This window comes from Actinoallomurus soli (assembly GCF_024055715.1).
In the GTDB taxonomy this organism is placed as follows: Bacteria; Actinomycetota; Actinomycetes; order Streptosporangiales; family Streptosporangiaceae; genus Actinoallomurus; species Actinoallomurus soli.
Genome location: NZ_JAMXMV010000021.1, coordinates 82,415 through 95,086 on the forward strand (window position 1 = coordinate 82,415; position 12,672 = coordinate 95,086).

General features: G+C 69.8%; 10 protein-coding genes. 4 read left to right on the forward strand and 6 right to left on the reverse strand.

Annotation, left to right across the window (positions count from 1 at the left end; genetic code table 11):
- Positions 1-74: 74 nt before the first annotated feature.
- Positions 75-1,844, forward strand: coding sequence for a CocE/NonD family hydrolase (locus NDW01_RS35025; protein WP_252828653.1), 1,770 nt, complete (start codon positions 75-77; stop codon positions 1,842-1,844).
- A gap of 276 nt (positions 1,845-2,120) precedes the next feature.
- Here the strand turns inward: NDW01_RS35025 and NDW01_RS35030 are convergent, their stop codons facing one another.
- On the reverse strand, positions 2,121-2,702 hold the full coding sequence (locus NDW01_RS35030) for a TetR/AcrR family transcriptional regulator (RefSeq protein WP_252828654.1): 582 nt from the start codon (positions 2,700-2,702) through the stop codon (positions 2,121-2,123).
- Between the two features lie 81 nt (positions 2,703-2,783).
- Here NDW01_RS35030 and NDW01_RS35035 point away from each other — a divergent pair, with 81 nt between their 5' ends.
- Both NDW01_RS35035 and NDW01_RS35040 read left to right on the forward strand, forming a co-directional pair.
- On the forward strand, positions 2,784-3,677 hold the full coding sequence (locus NDW01_RS35035; protein WP_252828655.1) for an SDR family oxidoreductase: 894 nt from the start codon (positions 2,784-2,786) through the stop codon (positions 3,675-3,677).
- 328 nt (positions 3,678-4,005) lie between these two features.
- Positions 4,006-4,614: an NIPSNAP family protein gene (locus NDW01_RS35040; protein ID WP_252828656.1), complete on the forward strand. Its 609-nt coding sequence runs from the start codon at positions 4,006-4,008 to the stop codon at positions 4,612-4,614.
- 160 nt (positions 4,615-4,774) lie between these two features.
- Here NDW01_RS35040 and NDW01_RS35045 read toward each other — a convergent pair whose 3' ends face one another.
- Together NDW01_RS35045 and NDW01_RS35050 are read right to left on the reverse strand one after the other, a co-directional pair.
- On the reverse strand, positions 4,775-5,647 hold the full coding sequence (locus tag NDW01_RS35045; RefSeq protein WP_252828657.1) for an MBL fold metallo-hydrolase: 873 nt from the start codon (positions 5,645-5,647) through the stop codon (positions 4,775-4,777).
- On the reverse strand, positions 5,644-6,393 hold the full coding sequence (locus tag NDW01_RS35050; protein ID WP_252828658.1) for an SDR family NAD(P)-dependent oxidoreductase: 750 nt from the start codon (positions 6,391-6,393) through the stop codon (positions 5,644-5,646). Before NDW01_RS35050 ends, NDW01_RS35045 begins: the two co-directional genes overlap by 4 nt.
- A gap of 107 nt (positions 6,394-6,500) precedes the next feature.
- On the opposite strand from NDW01_RS35050, the gene NDW01_RS35055 reads away from it, so the two are divergent.
- Positions 6,501-6,971 (forward strand): MarR family winged helix-turn-helix transcriptional regulator, encoded by a 471-nt coding sequence (locus tag NDW01_RS35055; RefSeq protein WP_252828659.1) that lies wholly within the window; start codon positions 6,501-6,503, stop codon positions 6,969-6,971.
- Positions 6,972-7,521: 550 nt separating this feature from the next.
- Here the strand turns inward: NDW01_RS35055 and NDW01_RS35060 are convergent.
- From NDW01_RS35060 to NDW01_RS35070, 3 genes are all read right to left on the reverse strand, one after another.
- On the reverse strand, positions 7,522-7,899 hold the full coding sequence (locus NDW01_RS35060; RefSeq protein WP_252828660.1) for a DUF397 domain-containing protein: 378 nt from the start codon (positions 7,897-7,899) through the stop codon (positions 7,522-7,524).
- A gap of 51 nt (positions 7,900-7,950) precedes the next feature.
- On the reverse strand, positions 7,951-11,973 hold the full coding sequence (gene eccCa / locus NDW01_RS35065; RefSeq protein ID WP_252828661.1) for a type VII secretion protein EccCa: 4,023 nt from the start codon (positions 11,971-11,973) through the stop codon (positions 7,951-7,953).
- A gap of 139 nt (positions 11,974-12,112) precedes the next feature.
- On the reverse strand, positions 12,113-12,553 hold the full coding sequence (locus NDW01_RS35070) for a YbaB/EbfC family nucleoid-associated protein (RefSeq protein ID WP_252828662.1): 441 nt from the start codon (positions 12,551-12,553) through the stop codon (positions 12,113-12,115).
- Between the last annotated feature and the right edge of the window lie 119 nt (positions 12,554-12,672).

Sequence of the window (12,672 nt, forward strand, 5' to 3'; positions counted from 1 at the left end):
CTCCGCGCTGCCCGGCGCCACGCCGACGCGAGGCGCCGACAACGTTCGACGAACAACAGAAAGGATGTGCCCTGATGGGCGAGAGCAGGACTGCGGACGGTGCGTTCCGCGTCGACGTGGACGGGGCAATAACCGTCGAATGGGACGTGCCGATCGAGGTGAGCGACGGGCTGCAGCTGCGCGCCGACGTCTTCCGCCCCACCCGGCCCGGCACCTACCCGGTGATCCTCAGCATGGGCCCGTACGGCAAAGGCCTGCCGTTCCAGCGGGCGTACGCGCAGGCATGGGAGCTGATGGTCACCAAGTATCCGGAGGTCGCCGAGGGATCGAGCTGCAAGTACGCGAACTTCGAAACCGTCGACCCGGAGAGGTGGGTTCCTGACGGCTACGTCTGCGTCCGCATCGACACACGGGGCTCGGGACGCTCACCCGGCTACCTCGAATTCTTCTCCGAGCGCGAGATCCGGGACCTGTACGAGTGCATCGAGTGGGCCGCGGCCCAGCCATGGAGCACCGGCGAAGTCGGCATGAACGGCATCTCCTACCTGGCCATCAACCAGTGGTACGTGGCCGCGCTCCGCCCGCCGCACCTCAAGGCCATCTGCGTGTGGGAAGCACTGGCGGACAGATACCGCGACGCCACCTATCACGGCGGGATCTGGACCGACTTCACGGACATCTTCTTCGGGGCGGTCACCGCCTCCACCCAGTACGGGCTCGGCGAGAAGGGCGGCCGGAACCCGATCACCGGGCAACTGATCTGCGGCGACGAGGACCTGACCGATGAGGAGCGGGCCGAGCGGCGCGCCGACTACGCCGGAATCGCCAAGCAGCACCCGTTCTTCGACGAGTTCCACCGCACCCGGAACCCGGACTGGTCGCGCATCGAGGTGCCGGTGTTCTCCGCCGGCAACTGGGGCGGCCAGGGCCTGCACCTGCGCGGGAACACAGTCGGCTTCGAGCAGGTCGCCTCAAGCGAAAAGTGGCTTGAGATGCACGACGACACCCACTGGTGTCACTTCTACACCAACTACGGCCTGGAGTTGCAGAAGCGGTTCTTCGGCCACTTCCTCAAAGGTGAGGACACCGGCTGGGACAAGCAACCGCGCGTACAGCTCAGGACCCGTCACGCCGAGGGCCGCCGCATCGTCATGCGCACCGCCGGCGACTGGCCGCTGCCCGAGACGCAGTGGACGCGGCTCCATCTCGACGCGGCCGACGGCTCGCTGAAGCCGATCGGGGTCACCACCGAAGCGTCCGCGAGCTACGACGGCATGCAAGGCCGGCTCAGCTTCGGTTACACCACCCCGCGAGCGATCGAGCTCGCCGGTCCGGTCGCCGCCAGACTCCACGTCGAGAGCTCCACGAGCGACGCCGACCTGTTCCTCGTCGTGCGCGCGTTCGAGCCCGGCGGGACCGAGATCGTGTTCCAGGGCGCCATCGATCCGAACACCCCGATCGCCCAGGGCTGGCTGCGCGTATCGCAACGGGCTCTGGACCCCGAGTTGTCGCGGCCGTTCCTGCCCGTCCACACGCATGAGCGCGCCCAGCCGATGACGCCCGGCACGGTGTACGAGGTCGATGTGGAGATCCTCCCGACGAGTCTGGCGCTCCCGGCCGGCTATACCTTGCAACTGGACGTCCAAGGACATGACTACGTCTTTCCGCCGGCGATGGACACCGCGGGCAGCGACGTGAGCATGGGGTCCGCGCTCACCGGATGTGGGCCGTTCACCCACAAGGACGCAGCCTTCCGGCCCGCGGAGACCTACGGGGGCACCGTCACCATCCACACGGGAGGGCGGTACGACTCCCACCTCCTCCTGCCGGTGATGCCCGACTGACAGATCATGGCGGTGCGGTCGCGCCGATCGGGGGACGGACAGCTCCGGACCGAAGGGAAGCGGCCCGACCGGCAGCAGCCCGCACACGGCGGTGCCCACCACTGCGGAGTCCACCGGCAGACGTCCCTGCTCGGACCGGTACACGTCCTCAAAGTGCAGGATCAGCGCGAAGTCGGCCAGCAACAGGGCGCACCGATACGGAAGAGCGCGCCGCCCTGCCCCGCCCCCGGCCAGATCGCGGCCGGGGGCGGGACGTGAGAATCACGGCGCAGGCCGTCAGCCGGACGGACCCCGCCGGTGAGCGAGGATCGACGCGAGTTCGCTGAGGCCGTCGCGGAACAGCGTCGGCAGGTCCTGGTGCTCGGGGTCGCCGATCCAGCGGTCGAACGCTATACGGAACACGGCCATCGCGGTGTCCGCGGCCAGCCTCGCGGTCGGCTCCGGCGTGCCGCGCTCGCGCAGGGCCTCGGCCATCCCGGTGGCGAGTTCGGCGTGTTTGCTCAGGTCCCGCTCGCGCAGCTCGACGTTGGCCTCGATGAGCCCGTGCCGGATGAGAGCGGCGCCCGGATGTTGCTGGATGATCGCGCAGCGCTGTTCGAGGGCCGCGGCGGCGGCGTCGATGGGTGCGGTGCCCTCCGGTGCGTCGGCGATGGCGGCGACGGCTTCCCGCTGCGCCGTTTCCAGGGCGTGGAAGAACACTTCGCGTTTGTCGGGGAACAGCCGGAAGAACGATCGCTCGTGCATGCCGGCGCGGGCCGCGATCTGGGCCCCGGTGGTCTGGTCGAAGCCCTGGGTGGTGAACAGCTCGATCGCGGCCTTGGCCAGCCGGCCGCGCGGATTCGGCTCCCATCGCCCCATGATCACAATTCTAGCTGATAGCAGTGACTGCTATCACGACTGCTACGCTGACAGCAGTCACTGCTATCACGGAGGTTCGACATGAAGGTGTTCGTCACCGGGGCCAGCGGCGGGATCGGCTCCCTGCTCGTCCCCGAGCTGATCGCCGCCGGTCACCAGGTGCTGGGCCTGGCCCGTTCCGACGCCTCAGCACAGACCGTGACCGCCGCGGGTGCCGACGTGCTCCGCGGCGATCTCACCGACCCGGGAACCCTGCGCACCGGAGCCGCCGAGGCCGACGCGGTCATCCACGTCGCCTTCAACCACTCCCCCGACCTTTGGCGGTCGGTCGCCGACGAGGCCCAGGCCGTCGAGACGTTCGGCGCCGCCCTGGAGGGGACCGGCAAGGCGCTGCTCATCGCCTCCGGCACCCCGATCGTGCCCGGCCGCCTCGCGACCGAAGACGATTCACCGTTCACCGGCGACCCCATGGCCGATACGCCCCTGGGCAAGCGCGGGCACACCGCCCAGTACGCCCTCGGCCTGGCCGACAAGGGGGTCCGGTCGGTGGTCGTGCGTCTGCCCCGGTCGGTCCACTCGAAGGGCCACCGGTACGGACTCGCCTCAGGGCTCATCGCGGCCGCCCGCCGCACGGGCGTCTCCGGTTACGTGGGCGACGGCAGCCAGCGCTGGCCCGCCGTGCACCACCTCGACGCGGTCCGGCTGTTCAGACTGGCCCTGGAACAGGCCGAGCCGGGCACGGTGGTGCACGCGGTCGCCGATGAGGGCGATCCCCTGCGCACCCTCGCCGAGGTCATCGGCCGCCAACTCGGCCTGCCCGCGGAGTCCGTGCCGGCCGAGCACTTCGGCCCCGTCGGTGCCGTCTACGCCCTCGACCAGCCGGCCTCCAGCGAGCTGACCCGGAAGAGATTCGGCTGGCAGCCCACCCACCCCAGCCTGCTCGACGACCTGATGGCCGGGAACTACCCAGAGTGAGACAGTGAGGTGGTGGCGAGCCGGCGCCGAGCGACTACCGACTGGGCGCGGCCTGGACACGACCTCGTCGGGCGGGACATCGGCCGGAACGCGGTGCAGCGACTGGTGAAGCTCGGCGGCCCGGCGGCGAGCGGCCGTACATGGGGATCGGCGCCGGGGCCGCCGAGCTTCACCAGCCTGCCGACGCCCGACATCGTCCTCGGCGAATCCGGGCTCGCCGAAGGTAAGCGGATCCGCCCTCGCATCGCCGCTACACGGCAGCGCGGCCCGGCCTGCACGGCTTGGTGGCGTGCTCAAGACCAATCACTCAACCAGATGAGGAGTCCCTATGCTTTACGAGTTGGCCACACTTTCCGTGCACCTGTGGTCGATTCCTAAATTGCTGCCCACCCTCGATCGATACACCGTTGCCGCGCCGGGGAGGCTGCTCGGTTGCTGGGAGACAGAGATCGGGGAAATCCTCACCCGCCTTCTCGTGCTCCGTGGTTTCGCCGACGCCGAGGAGCTCTCCGCCGAACGCGAGCGGCTGTTGCTAACCGATGATCCGTTCGACATCGGCGAGCACCTGGTCGGCATGCGGCTGGAAACGTACCGGATGTTCGACTTCGTTCCCGACGTGGAGCCAGGCGAGTACGGCAGTGTGTACGAGTTCCGCACCTACGAGCTCAAGATCGGCGGACTGGCGCCGACCATGGCCGGGTGGAAGGCCGCCGTGCCCGCCCGCACCGCCATGTACCCGCTAACTGCCGCCATGTACGGACTCGACGGCGTACCGCGAATCACCCACATCTGGCCGTTTCCGGATTTCAACGCCCGTATCGCCATCCGCAAGGAGTCCTACGACACCGGCATCTGGCCGCCGCGCAACGGCCCGGAGAACATCGCACACGCCACCTCGACCATCGCCATCCCGACGCCCATCTCTCCGCTGCGCTGATCCGAAGAACTGATTCGCCGTTGATTAGACACTCCCGAAAGTGCGACAGAGCCGTTGACCGTACAGACTCGGGCCGGGGGCCGGGGTTCGGCGTCACCCGGCCGTTCGGGCGGACCATGGCCGGGTCGAGCGTCCGGGCCGACGCATGCCCGACGTCAGGTCAGCGGTCGGCGTAGAGCGCCTGGGCGCTGCCCCACAGGCTGCTGGCGTTGATGTGCCCGGGATGGCGATCGAGCATGGCGTTGAAGAAGCCTTCCGGGGTCGGGTGCCGTGGCAGGAGCTCGTCGACGTCATCGAGGTAGCGACGGGTCTCGGCGATGATTCGGGCGGCGTCGTCGTCGCGTTCTTTGATCTTGTGGCCTGCCACGATCTGGCGGGGTGTGAGGGCTTCGACGACGCTGATGGCTTGTCGCCAGGCGTCGCGACCGCCGTTGCCCGAGTCGACGAGGAACTGGTGTACGCCGTTGTAGAGAACGTCCCCGGCGACGACCACATGGAGGTCGGGTATGTGCACGACGCCGGTGTCGTCGGTGTCGGAGTGACCGACGTCGACGAGGACCAGCTCGTGGTTCTCCAAGTCGACCCGGTTGCCGTCAGGCGGGACGGCGGTGACAGGCGAGGCGGGGATCTGGCCGGGAAGGATCTTGTCCCAGAAGTTCTTCCGCGTGGTCAGGACGCGGTGCATCTGCTCGATGGTCGCGGCCAGAGCGGTCACCTGAGCCCCGGGAAACCGGCCGGCCAGCATGTCCGCGGTGAACCAGTGGTCACCGTGGGCGTGGGTCGCCAGGATGTGGGTCAGCCGTTTGCCGCCGGTCTGGATCCGGTCGCCGATTGCCTCCGCCTGCGCGGCTGTCAGTGGCGGGTCAATGAGGACGGCGTCGCGTTCTCCGTAGACCAGAGTGGTCGAGATGGGCGCCCATGTACGGCCTTCACCGTTCGGCAGCCGGTCGGGCAGGGCCAACGGGATCGACTCGGAGACGAAGACCTCGTATCCCAGAACGCCGCCGGCGGTCAGGTCGTCCGTCATGCTCATCGCCGCGCCCCGAACAGTGCCAGAGCCTCGTCGGCCTGGGGACGGGTCAGCATGCGGACCGCCTGCCCGGGGACTTGCGTCGCGACGGAGGCGGCGACGGCGACGGCACCGACCTGGGCGGCGCTCACCCATTCCGGGTCACTGTCGCCATCGGTGAAACGGGTCGTGACCGGTCCGAGCTGGAACGCGAAGACCCGCTTGTCCCCATCGAGTTCGGCTGCAAGGACCTGCTGCATCATCAACAGGGCGGCCTGCTCCATGCTGACCAGCCCGCTGCCGGGAATGGGAGTGAACGCGGACGCGCCCACGACGAGCACATAGGCCCCGTCACCCTTCATCCGGGGCAGGGCGGCGCGCAGCACGGCCATGTGCGCGGTGGCCAGCCTGGTGAACGCGCCCAGCCAGTCGCTCTCCTCGATCTCCCACAGCCGCTTTCCGGCCCACCAGCCGCCGATGGGGGCCACGACGTCATCGACGCCGCCCAGCCGATCCTCCATCGTCGCTGCCAACTCCTCGGCACCCGCGAACGTGGTGTAGTCGTGCACCACGAGATGCAGGTGGTCCGTCGCCGCATCGCCGAGCACGGCCCGGAACTCATCCGCCCGCTCCTGGCTGCGGGTGGGGACCACGACATCCGCGCCGGCCGCGAGGTAGGCGCGCACCGCGCCCTCCCCCACCCCGCCGGTACCGCCGGGAACCAGGACGCGCCGCCCGGACAGGTCGGTTGTGAGAGTACCGCTGGACATGAAGATCCACTCCTCATATTGGGAAACCCAACGTTGTATTGGTCAACGTTGATACTCCCAACATAGCATAGATTGTTGAGCTGCCCAACGGTTAGAATCAGAGTGCGATGGAACCCGAACCGACGTACAGCGACGACGGAATGCAGCCTCCCGCCCGCCTGCGCGCCCTGACGAGCTGGCAGGCGAGCAAGGTCTCGCTCCTGGGCACGCGTATGACCGCACAGCACATGCCGCTCACCGCCCGGGCCGACTTCGCCGTCCTGGCCGCACTGGAGGAGTACGGAGAACTCAGCCAGGCAGACCTCGGCCGACGCCTCGGCCTCGACCGCAACGAGATCAGCGGCATCGTCACGCGCCTCCACCGGGACCACCACCTCGACCGCCACGTCGACCCCGACAACCGACGCCGCAACGTCGTCACGCTCACCGCCTCAGGCAAGCGGTACCTCGAGGAGATCCAGCACCACACCGACACTGTCCAGAACGAACTGCTCGTCGGCCTGACCGCAGCCGAGCGCCGCCAGCTGAACGCACTGCTCACCAAACTGCTCAGCAGCCACAAAACGCAGTCGGCTTAAGCGCCGCAACAGGCGGTGCGGAGGAGCGCTCTCCGCGCAGTACGTGCCGCCATTCCCGGATCGGGCTCGTTGCCCGGCTGCACGCCGGTGGGCCATAGACAGCCCGACCTCGCCGTAAGTGCTTTATCACGGACGCTCTTCCAAGAACCCTCAGAACGCGTCGGTGTCCTCAGCGTCTTGATCCCAGATGCATCCGCCCTCGGGCCCCTGATGACCGGCATGCCCACTGATCATCGGCCGGCCGGGCCCCGGCACGGCCGCCGGCTCGAGGACCGCCGGCCCACCGGGCATCCCCGGCCCGCGGCGAGGCCCAGTCCCCGGCGTGACCATCCCCTCCGGCCACCTCACTGCCAACCAGCCTGCACACAGGCCACCACCGACTCGCCGCGCCGTGCCCAGGCCCGCTGTACCGCGACGTGCGCCACCCCAGCCGCCCCGTCTTCACCGGCCCGCCGTCTGCGATCGACATGACTTCTCAGACCTTCCCCAGCCACCCGGCGGCATTCACGTCACGCACCACCCCTCCTCCAGGCCGGCGAACCGCCGTTTCTCAGCGGAAACGCTCGTCCAGCATCTCGTACATGTCCTGAGGGAGTTCGCATTCGCCGGCCTTGATGCGGTCCAACAGTTCGCTCCATGCCTTCACGGACACGAACAGCTTCGGACCGTCGGGATCCTTACTGTCGCGGATCGCAACGACGAGTTCACCCTCTTGCGGGCTCACCGGCACGGCGGTCATATCGTCGAACTCGCCGTCTTTGACGCCGAGGACGAAGGCCTGCCACTCATCCGGCGTGTAGTACAGCGAGGTCCCCTCAGAGGTGACCGAATCTCGCAATACGACCATACGCGCAGCGACCTTGTGCTTAACCGGCACATCCTCGCCGTCAACGAAGAACAGTCCCAGAGTTCCGGATACCTCGTCCATGATCTCCCCTCTCACGTCCTTGCTGTGATGCATCTATACGAGGGCGCAACGTCACTGTTCCAGGGCCAGCTGGACCAGCATCTTCGGGGCCGAGCGGCGTACCAGGACACCGCGGCCCGGCGGGAGCGGCCGGGCCCGCTGGTCACCGACGACGGGGCCCTCGGAGGGGTCGCCGGAGAGCACCAGACCGTCGGTACCGAGTTCGCTCAGCCGGCTCAGTATCGGCTCCGACATCTGGCGACGCGTCAACCCGGCGACCCGGCGGGCCGCCACCACGTGGAAGCCGACCTCCCGGGCCTGCGGCAGGAAGTCGACCAGAGGCGTCAGGGGCGACTGCCGGCCGGAGGACACCAGGTCGAAGTCGTCCACCACCAGGAACAGTTCGGGACCCTCCCACCAGCTGCGATCGCGCAGCTGCTCGACCGTCACGTCGGCCGGGGGCAGCCGCTCGGTGAGCTTGTCGGCGAGGGCCTGGGCGACCGCCGCCGCCGCGTTGGCGTCGCCGGCGTAGGCACCGAGGTAGCCCGGAGGGACCAGGCCGAGCAGGCCACGCCGGAAGTCGAAGATGACGAACCGCACTTCGTACGCCGTGTAGCGGGCCATCATCCCCCAGAGCCAGGTGCGCAGGAACTCCGTCTTGCCCGAGCCGGAGTCCCCGAACACCAGGAAGTGCGGGTCGGTGTCGGAGAGGTTCAGGTAGACCGGCCGCAGATCGTGCTCGGCGATGCCCACCGGGACACCGGGCGTCTCGTCCTCAACGGGGATCTCCATCTCGTCGACGGTCAGCCGTTCGGGCAGCATCCGGATCGCCGGCGCGGCCGCCCCCTCCCACCCATCGGCGATTTTGGTGAGCGCATCGGCCTGGGCCTCGGCGAGTTCGCCCACCGTGCCGCGGCCGTCCAGCCGGGGCAGCGCCACCTGGAACTGGGTGCCCGGCGGGGCGAGGCCGCGGCCGGGCGGCACGCTGCCGAACGCCCGGGCCACCCGGCGGTTGACCTCGGACTCCGACGGGTCATTCAGCCGGAGCTCCAGGCGTCCGCTGATGCTGTCGCGCAGCGCGGTGCGGACGTCGCCCCAGCGGTTGGCGGTGAGGACCAGGTGGACACCGACACCGAGACCGCGGCCCGCGATGTCGTACACGGCCTCGTCGATTCCCTCCATCTCACCACGGGCGGCACCCCAGTTGTCGATCAGCAGGAACACGTCGGCGGTCCGCATCCGCTGCGGCAGCCCGCCGGCCGCGCGGCGCCGCCGGAACTCGGTCGCCGAGTCGATGCCCATTCCGCGGAACTGGAGTTCGCGTTCGCCGATCAGCTGGCGGACCTCGGCGAGAACCCGCCGCGCCTGCGCCAGGTCGTGCCGGCCGGCGACCCCGCTCACGTGCGGGGAGCGTTCGAACGGCAGGAGCGAGCCGCCGCCGAAGTCGAGGCAGACGAACTGCGCCTCGTCCGGGGTGTGGGTGAGCATCGCCGACAGCATCAGCGTGCGCAGCAAGGTGCTCTTCCCGGACTGCGGGGCGCCGATGACCATGAGGTGGCCGGCCTGCACGAAGTCGGGCACCAGCGCCTGCTGCAGCTGCTGGAGCGGGATGTCGAGGACGCCGACGGGGAACTGCAGCTGGCCGCGGGACGGCCACCACTCGGCCGTCAGGCCGCGTTCAGGACGGACCGCGACCGGGCCGATCAGGTCGTCCAGCGGGAGCCCGGGGGGCAGCGGCGGCAGCCACACCTGGTGGGCGGACTGCCCGACGGTGGCCAGGCGCTCCACGATGACCTGCATCTCGGTCGGCCCGGTGATCAGCGGGCGGGGCCGTTCCTGCTCCTGACGGTCGTGCGGCTCGGCGTCCGGGTCGGGCGGCACCCGCAGGCCGAATGGCGCCGGTCGGACGAGCGACGGCCCGGCCGGCACGTGGTCCCGGGCGGACTGGTGCGGTCCGGAGACGTGGGCGACCCGGAACCGTTCGTACACCGCGTCGGTGACCTTGAGGTAGGCCGATCCGGGGATGGGCGGCAACTGGTAGGCGTCCGGGGTGCCGATGACGACGCGGGACTCCGCGGCGGAGAAGGTGCGCAGGCAGATGCGGTAGGACAGGTTCGCGTCCAGGCCGCGCAGCTTGCCCTCCTCCAGGCGCTGGGTGGCCAGCAGCAGGTGCATGCCCAGGGAACGGCCCACGCGGCCGATCTGGACGAACAGCTCGATGAACTCGGGCCGGCTGGAGAGCAGTTCACCGAACTCGTCGACGATGATCAGCAGGTAGGGCAGGGGTGGCAGGGGGCTGCCGTCCGGTGCGGTCTGCCCGGCCGCGCGGCGCAACTGGTACTCGCGGACGTTGTCGATGTTGCCGGCGTCGCGCAGGATCCGCTGACGCCGCTGCTGCTCGCCCACCAGCGCGTCGCGTACCCGGTCCACCAGGGCCAGGTCGTCGATGAGGTTGGTGATCATGCCGGCCACGTGCGGCAGCTCGGTCAGGCCGGCGAAGGTGGCGCCGCCCTTGAAGTCGACCAGCACGAAGCTGAGCAGTTCCGGGGAGTGGGTGGTGGCCAGCCCGGTGACCAGGGTGCGCAGCAGCTCGCTCTTGCCGGAGCCGGTGGCGCCGACGACCAGGCCGTGCGGCCCCATGCCGCCCTGCGCGGACTCCTTGAGGTCCAGCAGCAGCGCCTGCCCGTCGGCGGTGAAGCCGAGGGGCATGCGCAGCACGGCTTCGTCCTCCACTCCGACCCAGAGCCGCTGCGGGTCGAAGGTCTCCACGTCGGCGATGCCGAGCATGCGCGGCAGCGACATCACTTGGGAGAGGATCTCCTCCTCGCCCTCCGTGGACAGCCGTAGCGGCGCCAGCTCCCGGGCGATGGACTCGCACAGGACCGGCTCCGGCCACTCGGCGAGCACGTTGGTGGGCTGCTGGGGAGGCGGAGCGCCCCGGTCGGTCGGCCGGACGTCCAGGGTGAGCGCGCCGGCGCGGTCGACGCGCACTCGTACGTCGGCGCGGGTCGGCTCGTCGTTCTCTCGCTCCACCACGCACAGCACGGCGATGGCACTGTGCGGACCAGCTGCCTGGAGGAGTTCCGCGGCCACCGGGGAGCGGGCCCAGGCGGCCCTGGGGTCGTAGCCGTCGAGGACCACCACGAGCCGGCGCCGACCGTCCGGCGCGTCCCGGCCGACCAGGCCGCGGTGGGGCGACGGCTGCTCCGCGACCCGGTCCAGGACCGCTTGCAGGTGGTCGGCGACGTCGTCGAAGTCCTCGGCGACCAGCGGGACGACGCCGGCGTTCCCGGTGGCGTCCGGTTCGTGGGTGTGCGGCAGCCACTTGGCCCACTCCCAATCGCCGTTTCCGGCGACGATGACCACGCCCACGTCGTCGGGGGCGTGCAGCACCCCGATCTGGCAGACCACGGCGCGGGCGACGCCGCGGGCCACCTCCAGGGGGCCCAGCACACTGACCACACCACCGCGGGACAGGTCGACCACCGCGGGCTGGCTGCCGACGGTGGACGCGGAGGCGATCAGCCGGTCGGCCGCCTCCTTGGCCCGGGAGTCGTACTCCACCGTGGGGTCGTTGCGGGCGGACAGGCGGATCGGAGTGGACAGCGGGGCCGTGCCGACGCCGACGCACACCCGCAGGAAGTCGGCGTCGGTGATCCGGCGCTCCCAGACCCGGCGGCGCCGGGCGGCGATCGCCCACAGCCGGTACGGCGACGGGTACGTCCACGCGGCGACCACCCGCTGGGCCTCGGCGACCTCCTGGGCGGTCTTTCGGACCTCTACCAGGTGGGCGAGGTAGCGGTCACGGGCCCGCAGTTTGTCCTTGCGCGCGCTCCCGCGCATCTGCAGGCGGATGCCCACGGTGGTGCCGATGGAGAGCACCACGAAGCAGATGCCCATCAGGATGAGTACCTTGCGGCCGCCGGACATCAGATAGGCGGCCATGCTGATGCTCGACAGCAGCGGCATCAGCATGACCAGCCAGTTGGTGGAATCCCGTCCGACGGGCTGCGGCGGCGCGGCGAGCACCACCGGTTCCGTCGGGAGCTGCGGCGGCAGGACCCGGGCAGGTCGGTGGAAGATGATCCGGGACATCAACGCTCTTCGTCAGTGACGGTGGCATGAGGGAAGCGGGGATGACCCGCATCCCGGCTCTCCCACCGTAGGAGTTCGCCGTCGGCGACGGGTAGCCCCCGTTCCCGCACCCGGGGACGCCCCCCATCGGGGACGCCGATCAGCGTGTGTCGTTCAGTCCGGGGAGGCGGGGAAGACGGGAGGGCGGGCTGCCGGGGCGCCGGTTCGGGACCTTCGGCACCACGTTCCCGCTGTACCGGGTCGGCATCTGCTGCAGTTGGTCGATGATGTCGGTGAGGTTGCCGGTCACCTCGTTCATCCGCTCGGCGCGCTGGGCGGACAGCGCCTCGGCGGCGTCGTTCACGGCTTCCATCACCAGAGCGGACAGCCTCTCCCGGTCGTCGGGGTCGATCACCGAGCGGTCGATGTCCAGCCCGACCAGCCTGCCCTGGCCGGAGACGGTGGCCCGGACCAGGCCGTCACCGCCGTAGCCGGTGGCCTCCATCGACTGCATCGCGGCCTGGACGTCGGCCACGTCGTAATTCATCTGCTCGGCGCGGCGGGCCAGCGCCTCGAAGTGGTTCTGGGGGCTCTCTGGCATGGGGATCGGTCTCCTTCGGTGGCCGGGCCGGCCGGACGGCCGGCGGTGGATCGTTCGGCGAGCACGATGACGCCGAAGCGGGCGGGCGAGCGCACGTATTCCTCGCCGGTGCGGGGGCG